Here is a 20,657-nt window from a genome sequence, read left to right as displayed (position 1 = left end):
AGATCTTATTTTTCATTATTTGAAAATATCATTGTGATGTTTTGCGCATAATTATGAATACTTTTGTTGTAAATTATTCATAACGAATGAACAGAGATCTTATTATGAAGAAAAAATTTACATTATTAGCCGTTAGCTCATTATTTGCTTTATCTACACTTTCTACAGCGGCTTTTGCGGATCCTAAAGTACCGGCGACTGATCCTGGTTATAGTACGATCCAAATAATGGAAATGGGGCAACCAAAAGACGTCCATTGGATCTCAGTTAAGCAAATTGCTGAAAAATTAAAAGGTAAGCCACCAATGGCTGTCGGCTTTGACATTGATGACACGGTATTATTCAGTACACCGGGTTTCTATCGTGGTAAGCAGGAGTTTTCTCCAAATAGTTTTTCATACCTGCATGAGCAGAAGTTCTGGGATAAAATGAACTGTGAGTGGGAGAAATTTAGTTTACCAAAGCAAATAGGTAAAGAGTTGATTGCTATGCACCAAAAACGTGGCGATCAAATTTACTTTATTACAGGTCGTACAGCGTCAAAATGTGAAATTACCACGCAATATTTAAAAGATGTATTTGGTATTAAAAATATGCATAAGGTGATATTTGCAGGATCAAGTAAAACAGAATTTACTAAAACGCCTTACATAAAAGAAAATAATATTAAGTTATATTATGGTGATTCTGACGGTGATATTATTTCAGCTCGCAAAGCGGGAGCAGAAGGCATTCGTATTATGCGAGCTGCCAACTCAAGTAACCGACCAATTGCTAAAAATGGTGTTTTCGGTGAAGAAGTCGTGACTAATTCACAGTACTAGTTGTTAATGAATTTAATAAAAGCGACCGTTATGGTCGCTTTTTTTATATATGTTTATTTCGTTGTGCCCAACAGCCAATAAAGATAAAAAAGATGCTTATAATACAAACTGACAAATAATTAGGAAGATTTAACAGCTCACGATATACCCAAGGTGATAAATTGATAATTAAAAAGCCATAACCGAAGGCATTGACGAGAATAAATACAATAGTCCTAATAATAAAATTGTAATGGGACAAATGCCTGCGTAAAAAACGATTAAAATCCCCACCGAAAACAACCAATGAACAAGCGACAATCGCGGTTGAAATATCATCTAACCAAGGACGAAGATCGTGTCCTAAATCAGATAAAAGACGAATAATGAGCTCCATGTAAGTATACTATTTCTGCTAAATAATGACGTTTGAGGGTAGTTGTGTTGATGATAAAAAACTAGTGTAGTAGTACAAACTTGCCAAGAAGATCACGGCATACAGAGATATACTTAACTGGCTTCTATTACAGTATTTAGATCCTTGTCGTGGCTCTGAGTACGAAGAAGGCATAACTATTTCTTTCCATATTGCTATATAACGATTTAACGCTCTCTATGGTAAAATTGACGTAAGAAATGCAGAGAGTAAATACATGTTAGTTATTTCAAATTCAGTCCAACTTGCCGATTGGGAAATAGAGCTTACCGCTATCCGAGCTCAAGGTGCTGGTGGTCAGAACGTCAACAAAGTGTCGAGTGCAATCCATTTGCGGTTTGATATCAATCGTTCATCCTTACCTGGCTTTTACAAAGAACGCCTTTTAAAACTATCTGATAGCCGTATCACAAAAGAGGGTGTCATTGTTATTAAAAGTCAACAACATCGTACCCAAGAGATGAACCGTGATGAAGCGTTAGCACGTCTAAAAACACTTATTCAAAGTGTTATGACAACACAAAAAGCGCGTAAAGCGACACGTCCGACGAAAAACTCACAGGTACGTCGTGTCGATAAGAAAACCCAGCGAGGGAAAACCAAAAACCTCAGAGGTAAAGTGAATTTTTAACCAATATTAATGTGACCTTTGCGGCATAAGTTGCTGTAAAGAAGTGACATTGTGATACCTAACCGAATATCTTTGCTATCAATAGCTGTGTAAATACTTTATTGCATTTATTTATTATTGGGTGGCAGGGATGTTTGAGAAAAAAACACTTCAACTTTTACAGTTGTTTTATCGTGAAACAGAGCGCGTACGTTTATTCACTTTAGACGATCTCCCGCCATTAGCTGTTGAACAGCAACAACAAATGAATCTATGGTTAGAAACCAAACGCAATTTTGAACACAATGAAATTGTGGAGCAGGTATGGTTAAAAACTTGTAGTGCAGGGTACATAACAGAGTTAAGGTTACATGATGACGGAACGCTTGATGAATACACACTATTTAATCGTCTACACACCACTGGCTATTGGGAGCTAGTAGATGGAGCGATCGAAATAGAAATTAAAAAAGCAGAGAATACCTATCGCTTTACTGTCTTTGCTAACCGTCACGCTAATATCCATTCCGCCATCGAGTACAAAAATGGCGAGCTGCATTCGTATCTTAAATTAGCGCAAACACGACCTATTAAATTCTAATCTATAGCTTTTTGGTTGATAAAATAGACTGGTATCGATGTATATTATCAGTACACTGATAAAAAGGTTTGGATATTAGGAAGGTCAAGGATGAGTAAGATAAATAAAGTTGCAGTTGTTGGTGGTACTCACGGTAATGAATTTAGTGGTATTTACTTACTCAAAAAGTGGCAAAGTGATCCCCTGCAATTAGCGCGTGAGAGTTTTTCTGTCGACACTGTCTTTGCTAACCCAAAAGCATACGGTGAAAATAAGCGATATGTTGATCATGATTTGAATCGCCAATTTGGTATTGATGATCTCGCGAATAATGAGCTGACGAGTTATGAACAGACTCGCGCTAAAGCAATTAATCAGCAAATTGGACCAAAAGGAAAGGCTAATACTGATTTTATTATCGATCTGCATAATACCACCAGTAATATGGGACCTTCGTTAATCTTACTTCAGTCTGATCTATTTAATCGTCAGTTAGGGGCGTATGTTAAGTCTAAAATGCCAAAAGCAGTGGTGGTATTTGAAGATCATACCTCTGTTGATGAGCATTTATTTCTTTGCTCAATTGCCAAGCAAGGTGTGATCGTTGAAATAGGGCCGCAACCACAATCGGTTATCCGTCAGGATGTATTAGATTGGATGGAAGCGATGACAAAACATATTTTGGATTTTGTTCATTTAAATAACACTAATGAAGTGCCTGACTTACCTGCAAGTTATGACGCTTACCGTTATGAAGAAACCCTCAAGCTTCCAGTAGATGAACAAGGGGAGCGAATTGGTATGGTTCATCAATCTGTTCAAGATAATGATTTTGAACCACTGCGCTCAGGCGACCCTATTTTCACCTTGTTCGATGGTACAGAGATTTTCTGGGAAGGGGATTATGAAGCGTACCCTCACTTTATTAATGAAGCCGCTTATTATGATAATAATCTTGCGATGTCATTAGGTAAGAAAATCGTGGTATCAACAAACTAATATTTAGCCCATATCATAAGTCATCAAATACTTGCCCGTAACAGACGCACATTGTTCTGTTACGGGCTTTTTAGTTGTTATTATTATTTAATGCGTTGTTTTCAAGACTACAATAGGGGTGTGATCAACCATAATGATATGCGAATCAACATTAAATACCGCAGAGATAAGTTCACTCGTTACTGTAGTTTTAGGTGAGCCATAATCAAATAATTTGCCGTTATGTAGTACAGCAATATGGTCGGCATATTGAAGCGCCAAGTTAAGATCGTGGATCACCATAATTACACATGCCCCTGTGCGTTTAGTATAGGAGCGAACATAATTGAGTAATCGCAATTGGTTTTGCATATCAAGTGCTGAAGTTGGCTCATCTAGCAGCAATACTTTAGGAGTGTTTATTAACGCTTGGGCAAGTCCTACCATTTGGCTTTCACCACCAGAGAGTGCTACACATTGTTTATTAGCGAGATGTAAAATCCCCATATCTTTTAATAAGAATAACCCTTGCTCTGCACTTTCTTTTTTCGCGATCAAAGACGTTGAGTGAATGTTCATTGTCGTGATCAATAACTCGAGTACCGTAACGTTAGCGTGGATACGATGCTCTTGCGGTAAATAGCCTATATCCTTTAATGAAAGCGGTTGTTTAAGGTATCGAATTTGTTCAGGATATTGTTTAAGCAGCGCAGTCATTTGGCGCAAGAGTGTCGATTTACCTGCACCGTTTTTTCCTATCAAGGCTACCATTTCGCCGCAGTGAATAGTGGGCAATGTTAAGTCATTCAAGACCGACTGTTTACCAAATGTCACTGTGACATGATTGATATCAAGGCTCATGCTAGCGTCCCCCTTTTTTAATCACAAGAAAGATAAAGAAAGGGATCCCAACAATCGACATTACAACAGTAAGAGGCAAAATGATCCCTGGCATAATTGCTTTACTCGCAATAGAGGCTAACTCTAATAATACCGCTCCAACTAAGAATGATGCGGGCAAGAAGAAGCGTTGATCTTCACCTAAAACCATACGTGCAATATGCGGTGCAACGAGACCAACAAATCCGACTGCGCCAACAAATGAAACCGAGATAGAAGTAATAATTGAAACTAACACCAAGGTCTTCATACGTAGACGTTTGACATTAATTCCCATCGATTCTGCACGTTCTTGTCCCATTTTTAATGAAGATAATCGCCAAGCATCTTTCATCATAATGATTAATACAAGGGGTAACAAAATCAGTAAGAAAACAATTTTTTCCCAGCTACCGCGATCTAGCGATCCCATTTGCCAGAAGACTAATGTTTGCAATTGGGTTTCGCTGGCAATGTATTGCATCATGATCAGCAAACTATCGTATGCAAACATAACGGCAACACCAAATAACATCACACCTTCAATTGAAATACGCTTTATCGACGAAATCCCCGCTATCAATAACGTCGTTAATAAACACATGATGAACGCCATAACAGCTATTTGATATTGTGCAGGGATAAAGGGCAGAGCAACGACATTAGTGATAACTAAAGACGCCCCGAATCCTGCCGCCGCTGAAACACCAAAGGTATAAGGATCGGCTAGCGGGTTATGCAATGTTGTTTGCATTTGTGCGCCAGCCAAGGCTAATGCTCCCCCAATAAAAGGGGCCATGAGTGACATTGGCATGCGTATATCCCACACAATGACTCGACTGGCGATAGCACTTTGGCTTGGTGTAAAAATCGCTTGGATCACTTGTGAAAAAGAGAGACCTTGTGAGCCAATAAGAACATCAATAATGACAAATAACACACTTAAAATGGCAAGGCTGATCAGTGCAATTCTTTTATTACGAGAACGAATATGGTGAGCTCTCAATTCGACTGTAATGCTGTTCACTGACTCATTGCCTTAACGTTATTTTGACCAAACTGACCACTTAGATGACGATTACCAAACTTAAGGTTCATCTCTTCAAATGTCTTTTCTGGTTGTAGCTTTGAAAAAAGTGAAGGGTGTAACCATTTTGCAAAATACTCAATCGCCACTAAGTTATAAGGCGAGTTGTAAAATGGCATATAAATCGAATAAACATTACTTTGTTGATACGCTGTTAATGCTTTTAACCATGGTCGATTCATCAAAGCCGTTGTCGCTTGTTTAATTGCGGCATGATTAGGAGAGTAACCAAGAGGAATTCCACTCGTTGCTTGACCGTCATTTGTGATCCAACCGGTGGTTTGCATAATATAAATATCAGGTTGTGAGGTGATGACTGTCTCTGGTGACATCTGCCCAGTTTCAGAACCGTTAAGTGGCGCTATCGCAATATTTTTAGCCTTAAGCATTGGGATGTAAGCACCCATATTACCATTAGCAAAAGTACGGCAGCATGAATCACTGTAACCTGCAGCTCGTTCAATAAATACTCGCGGAGTTGGTGCGTTTGGATGCTGTGCAAGTGTATCTTTTATCGCATTCAAGTGACTTGTATAGTATTTGGCGAATGCATTGCCTTGCTGTGAACGGTTAACAGCATCAGCGATAACCTGTACAGATTTCACGGTGTTTTTAAGTGGCTTTTCACGGAAATCGACCGTTAAGACTTTAATGCCAGCGTCATTGAGTTTTTTCAATAAGCCTTTATCTTTTGCCAATTTAATATTTGATAGGTCAACGATAAAAAGATCGGGCTTGGGTTTTAGGTTAATAAAACGTTCAACATCAAATTCACCAGATTTAATAAGACCAATAGTTGGAACATTTTTTAGTGAGGGGTATTGCTTAATATAACTGGCATACATGCTAGGCGCTGAAACTCGCATATCATCTCTTGCTGCAACAAGGTGCTTTGCTGCTTCTTTTTGATAAATAATTTCTAGCAATGGAAAAATTCGACTGGTTGAAAATGCAATGTTTTGAGGTTGATGATCAAAGGTAACTTGTCTACCCGCAACATCCGTTACTGTGATGGGGTAGGTGCTTGCTAAAGCGATATTGGAAACTGTTAAACCAACAGTAAGAGAAAGCAACGTTATAATGGGCGTTTTCAAAATGGCTATCCTTAAAAAATTTTAAAAATAATAATGATAACTATTATCGTTATAAATATTTTTTATTGAGAGATAAGGATCCAGCAATGAAAGATAATGAGATTTATTACTATTTATTGTTGTATCAGTTTTAGATTAAGTACAAGGGGAGAAATGGTCGTGAAACGTATAGGAGAGTAAAGATCCAAGAACATGATTATTTAAGTGTCACTAAATAGTACTTGGATCTCTTGTTGATATTAACGCTTTGATTACAATGCGTTTACTGCTGCGGTAAAACCATCAGCTGATAAGTTGAAACCTGCGATGTCAACGTAGTTTTTGGTTTGAAATAGGTCGAGAACTTGCGACATTTGTGCGCCATTATTACTGGCGTAAGCATAAGCAGTACAGGTATTATTGGTTGGATCGAAGCTAGTAGAGACTCGTAATAAGGTTTGTTTAGCAACATTGTAATTACTTAGCGCTGAAACATATTTCCAACTTTTACATACACTTTGGTTAGTAGGCATATGGTCGAGAAAGTCGATACGGGTGAGTTGATGTGAGTCATTGCTAAAGTGAAAGACATAGGTTTGATTGCCAAAATCAGTTTGAGTGATCAACTCATTTTTGGACGGGACAGCTTGGTAGGTATTATGTTGAGTGGTATCAGCAAAAGCATTAGAAATACTAAAAACAGAAAAAGTAAGTGCAACAAGTGAGGTAGAACGCTTAAACACTAATATAACTCCACGAAATTAGATTTTAATTAAAGCCTAATAACATGCCTTTTACGCATTCATAATGCAAATATTTTACTATGAAACAGCGGTATAATTAAATTCCATTTGTAGAAATAGAAGTAAAATTTAAACGATACTCAAATAGTTGTATTTCATGATTTGTATAATAGCTTTATATGTAACGCCATGTGTATTTTTCAATATAATTTCATGTGTATTAAAACGTTACATTTTTGACCTTTAAAAACAGTAAATATACTGCCATATTTTTGACTTAGTATTTTATCTCTAAAAACGTTAATTTTTTCACTTAAATAATGTTAGACAGAGGCGCAATCGTTCTTACTGGAATGGATAACCTAATTCATGGATATGACATCAATAATATTTAATGCTCTACAGCCTTTATGTTGGATTATTCCGGTTGTTTTTATTCTGTTTTTAGTAAATTCACCGTGGTTTAAAGGTCGTGCAGGTGAATTAATTGTTCATTACCGATTAAAACTTTTGCCAGCAAAACATTACAAAGTATTAACTAATGTAACCTTGCCTACTGAAAGTGGTACAACGCAAATTGATCATCTTGTTGTTTCTCAATACGGTATTTTTGTCGTGGAAACGATAAATATTAAAGGGTGGATTTTTGGTGGGACCTATCAGTCAGTATGGCAACAAGCATCGTTTAATCGCTCATCAGTATTTAAAAACCCGTTACATCAAAATGCTCAACATACTAAGACACTTCAATATTTATTGGGTGTTGATGAAACGGCATTTCATTCCGCAGTGGTTTTTGTTGGTGATTGTACTTTTAAAACCGAGATGCCTGATAATGTAGTCAAATCAGTAAGTGCAATGATGCATTATATCCATACATTTAAGGCACCGTTATTTACAGACCAGCAGTTACAGCAATGGGTTGCGAGTATTGAAAGGACATCATTTAACCCAGATCTTTGCAACTAACGGTTAAGTAAAAGTATTATGATGAGCTAAATTACTCGCAAGACTGCGCTCTATATACAGAGGGTATGTGGATATATTCCGTTTTTAAGCCAAATTATTACTTTTACGTGCTACAGAACTGCCTTTAACTTAATCCAGATTAAAGTTTTCACCTTCCTTTATCAGTACTATCCCCTCCATCTGTTCAAAGTTGACAGATATTAGAAAAAAGAACCGATACCTTGATCGTGTCGCTGTTCTTTTTGTTCTTCAATCTGATGATAAATCATAAAAAGATGTAAGAGGCTTCACCTTGAGTAATTTGTTTTCTACAACTCACATTGGTTCGATGACGTTAAAAAATCGCTTTGTACGCAGTGCAACGTGGGAAAATATGGCGACAGAAGAAGGTCATATGACAGATAAGCTTTATGCTATCTATGAAGAGCTTGCCAAAGGTGAGGTTGGTTTAATTGTCACGGGTTATGCCAATATTGTAGAAGAAGAAAAGCCGAATGCAGGCATGATGGGGATGTATAACGATTCTTTTATTGAAGAATATAAAAAGCTTACAGAGCTTGTACATCAATATGATTCAAAAATTGTCATGCAGTTAGCCTATGGTGGCACGAAAACAACCTATAATCTTGGCGAACGTGTTATTTTTGCACCTAGTGCCGTGTGTGAAAAAAGTACCCAAACATTGGGTAAAGCAATGACACAAAAAGAAATTGATTACATCGTTAATGCATTTGCCCAAGCAAGCTTACGTGCTCAACAATCGGGTTTTGATGGTGTAGAAATTCATGCGGCGCATACTTATTTAATAAATCAGTTTTTAAGCCCTTACTACAACCAACGTGAAGATCAGTACGGCGGTAGCCTTGAAAATCGTATGCGTTTCTTAATTGAAATTTACGATGCGATCAGAAAGTTAGTCGGTAAAGATTTCCCGATCCTAGTGAAATTAACCGCGACAGAATTTTTTGAAGGTGGATTAACTTTTGAAGAAACGCGTGTTATTTGTAAAAAACTGGAAGCGATTGGGGTTGATGCCATTATCATCTCAGGCAATATTCATGGCAAAGCCGATACTATGGTTGGTGAAGTGCATGATGGTTATGAGATTCAAGCGGAAGGTTACTTTAGCGAATATGGCCGTGTGATAAGTGAAGACGTTAAAGTGCCTGTTATGACTGTTGGTGGCTTAAGTAATTACTGTGCAATTGAAGCGCTTGCTGATAATACAAATATTGAATTGTTTGCGTTTTCACGTCCGCTACTGACGGAGCCACAACTGATCAAACGTTGGAAAGAGGGGGATCGCATCGATGTTGAGTGTGAAAGATGCTCAAAATGTCGAACTCGCCGTGGGAATTTTTGTGTGACCTCTAAAACGCGAAAAGCTGAAATTGCAGCATTGTAATTTTTAAGAGGGCATAAGAAGAGTTAGTGTTCAAAAACACTAACTCTTTTTTTATTCAGCGGGAGTAATAGCAAGTGAGGCGCTTTTTTGTTGCCACTGCTGATACCATTGCTCAATACTGTCATATGGCAAAGGGGGAGATATAAAATATCCCTGTGCTTGTTGACAGTGCATTTCCTGTAATTGCTTCCATAAAGCAAGGTTTTCAACGCCTTCAGCAATAGTGATTAAATCTAAGCGTTTAGTGAGTAGTAAGCATGATTCCACAATGGCTTGTGCCGTAATGCTTGTTGGTAATGCCTGAATAAAGCCAAGATCAAGTTTAAGGGAATTAAACGTTAATGTTTCTAACTGCTTAAGTGACGAATAGCCAGTACCAAAATCATCAATGGATAAAACAAACTCGTGCATACTCAAGCGTGATGCAGACTCAATGGCTTCACCGACTGATTCAAATATATCGGACTCTGTTAGTTCAAAATATAACCATTGATTTAAATCGTAATATTGTTCTTTTAATTTCAGTACGCAGTTGATGAAATGTGGATCAGCCAATGTTTTAGATGAAATATTTATCGCAATTTTTCGATTATGGAAATATGAACGATAACAAATTACGTAATGAATAATGTAAATTGCTAATTGCTTTTCTTTATTGTGCGCCATGATTTGATCAATAAACTGGTAAGCCGGAACCGTACCATATTCAGGATGCACTAAACGTATTAACGCTTCACAAGCAACCCATTCACCTGTTTCAAGCGATACGATAGGCTGAAAGTAAGGCACAAACCAGTATTGTTTAAAGGCGAGATCGATAAAGGCTTCATCCAATTTTATATCACAAGACGGTAGGCGTTCAGGTAATGCATTAGTTTGCTTTGCTGTTTCAATTAAAGCACTAATTTGCTTTAAACAGGTAGGTTTAGCCAATGTGCCTAATAAATTAAGTTTATAGTTAAGACACATTTTCTCAACACTGGCTAAGATATCTTGTTTCAAGGCGCTGGTGATTATAATAGCGCCCTTAAACTGCTGTTTTGCAATATGACCAAGAAAACTGATGCCATCCATTTCCGGCATATTTAAATCACACAACAATAACTGTGGTTGATATTGCTGCATAATTTTTAATGCTTCGGCACCGTTAACCGCGCAATGAATTTCATCATTAACAGGATCGATAATACGAGCTAACTGCGTTGTTAGCACTTGGCGCTGAAAATCATGATCTTCTATCAATAGTATGCGCATTTTAGTTACCTTTTAAATTATCGATTTGTTGAGTGAGTTGACCAACTAAAGCTATTAATGATTCATAATGGTGCTGTAAAGTCTCTATTCTATGCTGTTGAATATCCTTTTCCACATCGATGCAAAGTGCATCAAGCTGGTGGAACGTCATGACGCGAGCTGCACCTTTAATTCGATGAATAATTAAGCCTACTAATTCAATATTATTTTCGTTAATAGCCATATTCAATTCATGCTGGTCTTTAATACATGATGCAAGATACTGATCGAGCAATGTATAGGCTGTTTCACTATCACCGAAGATATCAATAAGCTCGTTAATATTAACTAAATCCGTTGTGCTTTCACTATCCGTTAACGTATTAGGGACGAGGTGCTCATATGTTGACGTGACATTGTCACAATTTCTACTCGGTAGCCATTGGTTTAATACGGTATTTAATTCATCTAATGTTATTGGCTTAATTAAATACGCATCAAATCCAATCTCTTTAAAAAATTGTTCGTTAGATAGCGCATCTGCTGTTAACGCCAATACAGGAAGAGGCTTAGCAGCTTTTATCTGTTCTTGTTTACGAATGGCTTTAACCAGCTCAAAACCATCAAGCTCTGGCATATGGCAATCTGTTAGTAATAGATCATATGAATTCTTGCTTAATGCATCTAGTGCTTTTTGACCGTTATCGACAATATCAACGGCATAGTTAAGTTGCTCTAGTTGTTGTTTAAGGATCTGCTGGTTAATAGGGTGATCTTCTGCAACCAGAATGTAACGCCCTTTTGCAACAGCCTGCTCATAGGTGTATACACGCTTTTCTGTGGTGGTTATATCAGGGTATAGGGTATTTTTACAGGTCTGTTTTGCTAGCGCTTGATAGAACAGATTCGGCAATAATGGATTACAAGAAATGATATAACCTTCCGAGGTGCTTTGAGTGAAAAAATGGCTCGGAGAGCTAATTGTAATAACGTTTATTGACGGTAAATTAGCCTTAAACCATGCTGCATCAATATTGTGATCAGTAAGCCATGTGTCTTTCACGATAATCGTATTGATTTTATTCGTTAGAATGAATGCTGGTAATTTAGCTTTATTTGCAATTGCAATTTTTGTGTATGAGCAATGCCATGATTGTAAATATAACTCTAAAAACTGCTCGTCAATATCGCCCAAAAAGCCACAATGTTTATGTAACGGCTTGACTGATTTCTTTTCAACAACAGTGAAGGGGATCGTAACACTAAATGTAGTGCCAACATTAATGTCACTTTTCGCGACAATTTCACCACCCATTAGTTGGGCTAATTGGTGGCAAATGGATAAACCTAGCCCTGTACCACTAAAGCGACGGTTACTGTTTTGCTCAACTTGAACAAATGGTTGAAATAAACGCTCTAAATCTTTAGGTTTAATACCAATCCCCGTATCAGTGATAGAGAATGTCAGCTTTTGTTCTGATGCTGATTCTTGGAGCATATCAACAGCCAGATGAATGTTTCCTTGCACGGTAAACTTAATCGCATTGTTAATAAGATTATTAAGAATTTGCGTTAAACGTACTTCATCAAACAGTAAACAGTGTGCTATGGAAGGATCGAGCCACAAGGTGAATGTAATTTCTTTTTGCTGTGCATGAATAGAGTGGGGCTGTACTAATTCATGAATAAGATCCGAAATATTATTTTCACTTGGGTTAATACTGAGCTTACCAGCTTCAATTTTCGAAAAATCTAATACATCATTGACAATGTTGAGCAAGTTACGCCCTGATTGTGATAAATTATGATGAATTTGTCGTAATTCATTAGTTTTCGCATGTGGTTCCATTAGCTCTAATAAACTTAGAATTCCGCTGATTGGCGTGCGGATCTCGTGGCTCATCATGGCCAAGAAGCGTGATTTAGATTCAGTCGCAGCCAGTGATTTCTCGTTAGCTTCCATTAGTGCTACTTGTTGTTCTTTGGTTTGCGAAATATCTAGAATAATAGTATTCCACTGCCAACCGTTTTCAACTTCCGATATTTGGCAACGTAGTTCTATCCAGCGCGGTTTAAGCGTGTTGGAATGAATTTGTAAATTAGTACTCCAATAGCCAATAGAAACTGCCTGTTGCATTGTTAAATAAAGAGATTCGAAGTCTTCACGCTGTTTCAAAATATCAATTAATAAAGCCGGATCTTCGTATAGTTTAGATGCATCACAATCAATGAATAGATTGATTTTTTCGCTAATGAATAAAAATTCAATATCAAATGGGTTTGCACTGTATTGTAAGTGTTGAATCAAAACACCATCAAAATTATTCGTTAGATAAGTTAGCTTTTGTTCGGCATTTTTCCGTTGTGTGATCTCTCGACTTAAACGACGATTCCAATAGATAATTACAGTAATAATACTAAAAATTACTGTTGTAACTATGATCGCCCAGCCAATGATTTGGCTGTAATTAACGTCAGATTTTATGGTTATAGAATGCCACTTTCTAAAACTATTCGTTAGATCTTCTGGTGGCAATGTCATTATCACTTTATTAATGATATTTCTTAGCTGAAGATTGTTATTATCTACTGCAAAATTAATTGAACGTTGGTGGTTATCCAACTTGCTAGGGACAATTTTTAATTGGCCAAGGTATTCATTTTGTAACAACACATGCGCTTGGCTAAGTGAAATAACAGCATAATCGATTTGATCATTAATCAATGCAGCAAGCATGTCATTTCTTGAATCAAAACTAATAGTTTTATTATCTGGGTATAAGTTTAAAGCAAGGTTTTTAACAAAACTTGATTTAATAACACCAATACTATTTTTAGGTGTAATTCCGTAGCTATTTCGTTTTGATATTTTATTTACAATAACCCAGCCTTCTTGCCCATAAGGCATGCTAAAAAGCAGTTCTTTTTTCCGTAATGATGACGTGGCAACGGCGCTAAGAATATGTATATCCCCTTGTGCAAGCAACGCTTTAGCTTGGGAGTAGTCATTAATATGGATAAACTCATAATTAATACCGAGCCCTGAACTCATTTTTTGAGCGATATCTTCAACTTGCAGATATAGAATATCTTCATCTTTTAGACGATTATCATCAAATTGGTAACCAATTTTTAGCGTAGCTAAAGACTCAAGAAAATGACTTTCATCGCCAGTAAGTTTAATCTTACTCGGATCCTTGAGTAGAGCAATTTGATTACTTGTCAGCCATTTATTGTGAAGCCAATTTATTTCTGTTTTAGATAGGGCAACGATAGTGCTATTGAGTTGTTTGATAATGGCACTATTTTTTATTGAACTTGCAAGATGCAACTGCTCTAAAGGTAATTGTTCAAGTATTGTTACTTCAAATGGGATCGATGGATCATTGCTTTTCAGTAGCTTATTTAAAAGAATTGAATTGCCGATGTAAGCGTCAGCCACGCCTCTTTTAACAGAATTGAGAGCGGTTTTTGAATCAGTCATTGAAATCGTGGTAATACTTTCGTTAACTTGAGGTAATAAACCACTAAGAACACTGTTCTCTTCAATGGCGATTATCTTGTCATCAAAATTTAAGAGAATATTAGAAGACGAATAGCTAAGCATTGCGTAAGGAAAAGCCAATAGAGGCTCACTAAATGCAAAAAACTTTTCTCTTTCTGCACTGTTGCTTACCCCTATGGCAACATCAAGCTCATCGCGTGCTAATGCTGTTAGAATTTCAGTCGGCGTATCATAAACAATATTTTCAATAGTGTACCCAGCGTTATGGCTGATAATTGACATATAGTCAGGTAATAGCCCTACGACTTCTTGCTTTTTATTGAGTGAGGATAACGGTGACCAATCTAATGAAAGGTATCCAACTTTTAATGTTGTTTTTTGAACATTGTCATCAGCCCAGGTTAATGAGCTAATAAATAAAATTATTAGTAAAGTAAAGTGACGCATGACTTAATTCTCATTAACGTTTAGTAAAGGCGCTGGTTGAGTACGGTATGTTTCGTTTTTAATGTTTTATACCATTCAGGTTTAATATCTTGTGACTCAAATACCCACCTTGCTTCGTTGACAGTATTTTTTTCACTAACATATAAATCGAGGTGTCCACGAGCAAATAGTTCCACTATGCAGCGTGCCAAAGTGATATCAAAACGGTACATCGGCCATAATGTAAAAAGTAACTGTCCAGCCGTCACAAATTGTTTTTGTTTTACCAACTGTAAGGTATAACTATACTCAGCACACTTGCTCTCATTAATTTTAGCCGTCTGCGCTTTTAGCCACATCTGCTTAATGACATTATGTGGTTCATTAGGTTGTAAATTGAAAATGTTGGTCAACTGCTTTACAAATTTAATTATATGAGTATGCATTGAAAGCTTAATGGCTGTACTTAGCGCAATAATAAGAAATTCGCTTGGTAATTCATTATATTCATGGTGCTCTACATAATTTAATGCATTCATAAATTCACGATACGCAATCAAATTAGAATCATTTTCAGCGGCCTGATATGCCTGTAATAAATAGATATAGGCGCGATCGTGCTTAGTGATCTTCTGCTGCTGATTAATAGAGCACCATAGTTTCTCTATCGACTGGTGCTTTTTGTTGTATTGTTGTAGCTGTACCCACACTAAAAATGCGTAGTTTTGAGGTTTATCCCAAATGGAAAAACGCAGTGAAAAACAGGCTTCTCTGATATGACGTTCGATCTCAGTGTCGTGTTGAAGACAAAACTCAATCCATATTAAACCAAACAAGCGGTAGAGATTATTACGGCTTACTTTATGCGCCGCTAACCAAAATTCATAGCCTATGCTTATACGGTTCTGTTTTAATGCAGAGCGAGCTTTAAGATCTAATAGTGTCAGGTGTTGTTGTGGGCTAGAAGAATTAATTGATGTAAGCAACGGAGTAAGCTGGTCAAATTTATTTTGCTCTAACCATAATTGCGCTAATAATAATTTAGCAGGCACATAGTCATTTTGTTGAAGTAAACTATTTAACATGACGTCAATATCGTTATAACTTGTCGCCACTTTATTTAGCAATAATCGTTTAGCCAAGGCTGTTACACTCGACCAATATTTATCACAATAAGAATAGTTTTCAATAAACTCTTGTACACCTAACCAACCCTTTGATTGGTAAGTGTTAAATACAGCATCTTCAAACTTATGCTTATTAAAATGGAGATTTATTCGCGTTGTCAGTGTTTCTAAACGAAAAGGCTTAATTAAATAGTCTGTAGGTTGGTATTCAGAAAATCCCATCAAAATTGATTCTGAATCATCTGCAGTAACAATAAAAATCAAAGGATGATGAGTGATCAATTGATTGTGGTGGAGGCGCTCAAGTAACTGAAGGCCTGTGCTGCCAAGACCTAAATTAAAATCAATAAAAATGATATCGAATACATTGCGTTGGCAAAGCTTTATTGCATCTTGTGCATTTGATGCAAAATAAATTCGTTGTGCTTCAAATTTCGCTTTCAACAGAATTAATTTAGTCGTTTGCTGAATAATTACACTGTCATCGACAATTAGAATTGATTGACTATTAACCATATAAGCTCAGAAAAGGAAAATGGATTTAAAATTTGTAAAGGGAGCGGGATGATAATAGCTAATTAAATAATCAACAAATATTCTTATGTAACAACGTGTAACTCAATTAAGCTTTTGTTTTTTGGTGAGTTATCTTCATGAGGAATGTTGTTGTTAGGCGTTTCAACGTGAATCAAGGGAAGAGTTGTATGAAAGGGGCAGTGCTATTGAATACGGATAATCTTATTATAAAAAAGAGGTCGCTAAGCGACCTCTTTTAACATCAATCACACATAGGCTAAGTTAATAGTTAACTTTCAGTGGCAAGGTGATGATTTTCTTCGCCAATGAAGCCACCAGTTTGATGTGCCCATAACTGAGCATAAATACCTTTCTGATTGATGAGCTCTTGGTGTGTACCTTGCTCAATAACCTGGCCTTTATCTAATACGATAAGACGATCCATCGCTGCAATAGTCGATAAACGGTGGGCAATCGCGATAACTGTTTTGCCTTCCATTAATTCAACCAAACTTTCCTGAATCGCCGCTTCCACTTCAGAATCCAACGCTGAGGTTGCTTCATCTAAGATTAAGATTGGCGCATTTTTCAGTAATACGCGGGAGATAGCAATACGCTGACGTTGTCCTCCTGAGAGTTTAACACCACGTTCACCCACCTGAGCATCGTAACCAATATTACCAAACGGGTCTGTCAATGTTTCGATGAACTCATGGGCATGTGCTTGTTTAGTTGCGGAAAGCAACTGCTCTTCACTGGCTTCAGGATCACCATAAAGAATGTTGTCTTTAATAGAGCGATGAAGCAAAGACGTATCTTGCGTTACCATGCCAATTTTACTGCGTAATGAATCTTGCGTAACTTTCGCAATGTCTTGCCCATCTATGCGAATATTTCCGCCTTCTAAATTATGAAAACGTAATAGCAAGTTAACTAAGGTTGATTTGCCTGCGCCAGATCGACCGACTAAGCCAACTTTTTCACCAGGTTTAATATTCAACGAGAGATGGTTGATAACATCTTTATTTTCGCCATAGTTAAAGCTTACGTTATCAAATTCAATGCCACCATTTTGCACAGCTAATGGCTTAGCGTTAGGCTCATCTTCAATTTCAACTGGCTTAGACAGCGTTTTCATACCGTCGACAACGGTACCCATATTTTCAAATAGCGCACCCACTTCCCACATGATCCACATCGACATGCCATTAATACGCAGCGCTAAACTAATCGCAATTGCAATCGAACCCACTTGAATTGCACTGTGCATCCACAGGTAAATAGAAAGGACAGAAATAGAAAAAAGTAATAAGTAGTTAGCTAATTGAACGCAAATATCAAATCCGGTAACCAAGCGCATTTGATGATGAACCGTTGCAAGGAAGCCCTTCATCCCTTTTTCGGCATAATCGGTTTCATATTTACTGTGGGAGAACAGTTTGACTGTTGCAATATTGGTATAACTGTCAACAATTCGTCCTGTCATGGTCGAGCGGGCATCAGCTTGCTCTGCTGCGACCTTCTTTAGCTTAGGAATAAAGTGAATTTGAATACCAATATAAGCGATTAACCAAGCCAACATAGGTAACATCAATAGCCAATCCGCTTGAGCAAGGATCACTAACATCGAAGTAAAGTAAACAGAGACGTAAACGAAAACATCAGCCGTTTTCATTACCGTTTCTCTTACTGCAAGAGAAGTTTGCATGACTTTAGTTGCAATACGTCCTGCAAAGTCATCTTGGTAAAACGACAGGCTTTGTTTGAGCAGATAACGGTGAGCTTGCCAACGAATGGACATTGGGTAGTTACCCAGTAACGTTTGGTGTGATAGCAATGATGAGATCAAGACTAATAGTGGCATTACGATAAGCACGACCACGGATAACCAAATTAAGGTTGTCCCGTTTTCAGCTAAGAATGTTTTAGGATCACTTGCTGCTAGCCAATCGACTAACTTACCCATAAAACCAAATAGCACAACCTCAATAATTGCAACAATAGCACTAAGTAACGCCATGCAAGCTAACGGCTTTTCAAATCCACGAGTGTAATAGCGACAAAATGCAAAAATACCTTGGGGGGGTTGTGTGGGCTCTTGCTTTGGAAAAGCGTTCGTGAAACCTTCGAAGCGTTTGAACATAGTTCACCTAGTTAGTATTGGCATTTTGTTATTAGCTGTGTAGTCGCGCATTCATAAGAAAATGAGGAAAAATATGATTTATGATTGAGCTTATTACAGTAAAACCGTATGCATGGCAGTTAATTATTTAAACGCTCTCAGTGTACGAATTATTATGAAGGGTCTCAATACGAGAATACAAATTTATAAAAATATACAAGTATGGCCAGATTTCATTTGTAATAAATGTATACCGATAAGAAAAAAAAGGTTTGTCATTGTTAGTGACAAACCTTTCATTGTTATATTGTCATGATTGTAGCGAATAGATTTACAGCTTTTTAGAGAAAACCCCACACAGCGCAATAATCGCTAAACCTAGTAACATGATGTCGCCTTTATCACTATCAAATCCAGCTTTCACACCTGAAATTGCAACAATAGCGATAGCCACTGGAATGATATATTTAATCAATACATACCAAAGGTTGAACAGTGGGAATGACACTTTTCCGTTATTGGTAATTTCTTTTTTTAGCTCACTTCGATCTAAACGCCAGCCCGCAAATAGACACACCAACATACCACCAACAGCAAGGAAGATTTTGTCAGTAAGTAAGTCAAAGACATCAAATGCGCCAGTGTCGAATAGCTTAGGACCAAAGCCACCAATAGATAGCGAAGCAAGAATACAAAGTAGCGCCATCACAATACTTGCGCTGATCACCGCAGTCACACGGCTAAAACCTTTCTCGTCAATTAAGTAGGCAACGACCACTTCCAGTAATGACACTGACGAGGTTAATGCCGCCACACTTAAAGCAACGAAGAATAAAATTGCAAGTAAGAAGCCGATGCCACCCATTTCAGCAAACAATTGCGGAACAACGACAAATACCAAACCTGGCCCTGCAGAAGGTTCCATGCTGAACGCAAACATTGCAGGGAACATAGCGATACCGGCGAGTAATGCTACCCCCGTATCCATCGCCGTAACCATAGCGGTGGTTTGTACGATATTCTCTTTTCTGCGTAAGTAACTGCCGTATGTCAGCATACAGCCCATACCTAAACTTAGTGAGAAGAACGCCTGTCCCAGTGCAGCAAGCACAACAGAACTATCAATTTTTGAAAAATCAGGCTTGAATAAAAACTCTAAGCCCGCCATTGAGCCAGGTAAGGTAAGGCCTTTGATAGACACAATGATTAAGATAATGAAAAGCAGTGGCATTAACACTTTACCTGCTTTTTCTATACCACCTGAAACGCCTCGGATAACGACAAAAATATTAAATAAAAGGTAAAGTCCCATCCAGAAAAGCGGTTGTATAGGATCAGAAATAAAGCTACCAAAACTATCGTTAATAGCCGTTGGCGTACTTAATAATCCGGTTGAAATTTTATAGATATAAGCAATGGCCCAACCACCAACAACAGGGTAAAACCCCATGATAAGTAGGCCACTTAATACCCCCATGATGCCAACAAACGTCCAACGACGATCGGTGGTTTTAAATGCGCCAACGGCAGACAAACCTGTTTTACGTCCCACTGCAAATTCAGTTAGCATGACGCTAAAGCCAATGAAAATAACGAAAAACAAGTAAATAGCAACAAACGCGCCGCCACCATTGTCGCCAGCAGTATAAGGAAACTTCCAAATGTTTCCTAAACCAACAGCAGATCCTGCTGCGGCCATAACAAAGCCAATTCGTGAACTCCAGTTTCCACGATTAGCGGTTGGAGAAGTTGATGTGTCCATAAAACATCCTGTTAATGATTGTAGTGAGTCATAATTGTTATAAATATTTAGTCTTAAATATCCTTTTCACTATGAGAAATATGAAAATCTTTGACTATAAATCATAAAATAAAAAGTTATTTAAACTGATTGAGTTTACATAATTAACATATTTATCACGCATTGGCGGGGTTGAAAATCATTAATTGTAATGAATTAGTTAATTTCTGTAAAAAAGATAGAAGTGTTATTAGATGTTTACACTTTTTAGTTTTGCACGCTGCTCAATTAATCTGTATACAAAAAATGGAAGATTGTGCTGATAACTAGTTTGCTATTGATAACCTAAAATAAAACGGTTTCGAATCGCTTGGGATTATAAAGTGTTTTATAAATTGATTGTTTAGAGTGAATATGAAACAGT

16 protein-coding genes are annotated in these 20,657 nt (G+C 37.3%); 6 read left to right on the top strand and 10 right to left on the bottom strand.

Going from position 1 to position 20,657, the window contains the following annotated elements; translation table 11 throughout:
- Positions 1-104: 104 nt before the first annotated feature.
- Complete coding sequence (gene aphA / locus C9J40_RS05695) at positions 105-824, top strand: acid phosphatase AphA (RefSeq protein WP_107246109.1); 720 nt, start codon at positions 105-107, stop codon at positions 822-824.
- Positions 825-867: 43 nt separating this feature from the next.
- Here aphA and C9J40_RS05690 read toward each other — a convergent pair whose 3' ends face one another.
- Positions 868-1,200, bottom strand: a complete 333-nt coding sequence (locus C9J40_RS05690; RefSeq protein ID WP_107207589.1) for a DUF3392 domain-containing protein — start codon at positions 1,198-1,200, stop codon at positions 868-870.
- A 256-nt stretch (positions 1,201-1,456) separates the two neighbouring features.
- Here C9J40_RS05690 and arfB point away from each other — a divergent pair, with 256 nt between their 5' ends.
- From arfB to C9J40_RS05675, 3 genes are all read left to right on the top strand, one after another.
- Positions 1,457-1,870 carry an alternative ribosome rescue aminoacyl-tRNA hydrolase ArfB gene (gene arfB, locus C9J40_RS05685; RefSeq protein WP_107207590.1) on the top strand — a complete coding sequence of 138 codons (414 nt, stop codon included), beginning with the start codon at positions 1,457-1,459 and terminating at the stop codon, positions 1,868-1,870.
- Between the two features lie 130 nt (positions 1,871-2,000).
- The gene (locus C9J40_RS05680; protein WP_107246107.1) at positions 2,001-2,450 is read left to right on the top strand and encodes a hypothetical protein; all 450 of its coding nucleotides are present in this window, start codon (positions 2,001-2,003) and stop codon (positions 2,448-2,450) included.
- Positions 2,451-2,540: 90 nt separating this feature from the next.
- Positions 2,541-3,428 carry an aspartoacylase gene (locus C9J40_RS05675; RefSeq protein ID WP_107246106.1) on the top strand — a complete coding sequence of 296 codons (888 nt, stop codon included), beginning with the start codon at positions 2,541-2,543 and terminating at the stop codon, positions 3,426-3,428.
- An 87-nt stretch (positions 3,429-3,515) separates the two neighbouring features.
- On the opposite strand, the gene C9J40_RS05670 is transcribed toward C9J40_RS05675, so the two are convergent.
- The 4 genes from C9J40_RS05670 to C9J40_RS05655 all read right to left on the bottom strand — a co-directional run bounded on the left by C9J40_RS05670 (position 3,516) and on the right by C9J40_RS05655 (position 7,189).
- A complete protein-coding gene (locus C9J40_RS05670) occupies positions 3,516-4,268 on the bottom strand; it encodes an ABC transporter ATP-binding protein (RefSeq protein WP_107246104.1) in 753 nt (250 codons plus the stop codon).
- 1 nt (position 4,269) lies between these two features.
- On the bottom strand, positions 4,270-5,313 hold the full coding sequence (locus tag C9J40_RS05665; protein WP_107246102.1) for an iron ABC transporter permease: 1,044 nt from the start codon (positions 5,311-5,313) through the stop codon (positions 4,270-4,272).
- Positions 5,310-6,467, bottom strand: a complete 1,158-nt coding sequence (locus tag C9J40_RS05660) for an ABC transporter substrate-binding protein (protein WP_107246101.1) — start codon at positions 6,465-6,467, stop codon at positions 5,310-5,312. Before C9J40_RS05660 ends, C9J40_RS05665 begins: the two co-directional genes overlap by 4 nt.
- Before the next feature lie 251 nt (positions 6,468-6,718).
- Positions 6,719-7,189 (bottom strand): hypothetical protein, encoded by a 471-nt coding sequence (locus C9J40_RS05655; protein WP_107246099.1) that lies wholly within the window; start codon positions 7,187-7,189, stop codon positions 6,719-6,721.
- A 369-nt stretch (positions 7,190-7,558) separates the two neighbouring features.
- On the opposite strand from C9J40_RS05655, the gene C9J40_RS05650 reads away from it, so the two are divergent.
- On the top strand, positions 7,559-8,158 hold the full coding sequence (locus tag C9J40_RS05650) for a nuclease-related domain-containing protein (RefSeq protein ID WP_107207597.1): 600 nt from the start codon (positions 7,559-7,561) through the stop codon (positions 8,156-8,158).
- A gap of 292 nt (positions 8,159-8,450) precedes the next feature.
- Entirely contained in the window at positions 8,451-9,563 is a 1,113-nt protein-coding gene (locus tag C9J40_RS05645) for an NADH:flavin oxidoreductase (RefSeq protein ID WP_107207598.1), read from the top strand.
- Between the two features lie 51 nt (positions 9,564-9,614).
- On the opposite strand, the gene C9J40_RS05640 is transcribed toward C9J40_RS05645, so the two are convergent.
- The 5 genes from C9J40_RS05640 to C9J40_RS05620 form a co-directional block, all read right to left on the bottom strand.
- The gene (locus C9J40_RS05640; RefSeq protein ID WP_107207599.1) at positions 9,615-10,817 is read right to left on the bottom strand and encodes an EAL domain-containing protein; all 1,203 of its coding nucleotides are present in this window, start codon (positions 10,815-10,817) and stop codon (positions 9,615-9,617) included.
- A gap of 1 nt (position 10,818) precedes the next feature.
- The gene (locus C9J40_RS05635) at positions 10,819-14,748 is read right to left on the bottom strand and encodes a transporter substrate-binding domain-containing protein (protein WP_107246098.1); all 3,930 of its coding nucleotides are present in this window, start codon (positions 14,746-14,748) and stop codon (positions 10,819-10,821) included.
- 20 nt (positions 14,749-14,768) lie between these two features.
- Positions 14,769-16,370: a response regulator gene (locus C9J40_RS05630; RefSeq protein ID WP_107246096.1), complete on the bottom strand. Its 1,602-nt coding sequence runs from the start codon at positions 16,368-16,370 to the stop codon at positions 14,769-14,771.
- A 289-nt stretch (positions 16,371-16,659) separates the two neighbouring features.
- Positions 16,660-18,513, bottom strand: a complete 1,854-nt coding sequence (locus tag C9J40_RS05625) for an ABC transporter ATP-binding protein (protein ID WP_107246094.1) — start codon at positions 18,511-18,513, stop codon at positions 16,660-16,662.
- A gap of 310 nt (positions 18,514-18,823) precedes the next feature.
- Positions 18,824-20,254 carry a sodium-dependent transporter gene (locus C9J40_RS05620; RefSeq protein WP_107207603.1) on the bottom strand — a complete coding sequence of 477 codons (1,431 nt, stop codon included), beginning with the start codon at positions 20,252-20,254 and terminating at the stop codon, positions 18,824-18,826.
- Between the last annotated feature and the right edge of the window lie 403 nt (positions 20,255-20,657).

Source organism: Photobacterium sp. GB-72 (assembly GCF_003026095.1).
Classification (GTDB): Bacteria; Pseudomonadota; Gammaproteobacteria; order Enterobacterales; family Vibrionaceae; genus Photobacterium.
Note: the sequence above shows the minus strand (reverse complement) of the source record. Positions and strands in the feature narration are given on the sequence as shown.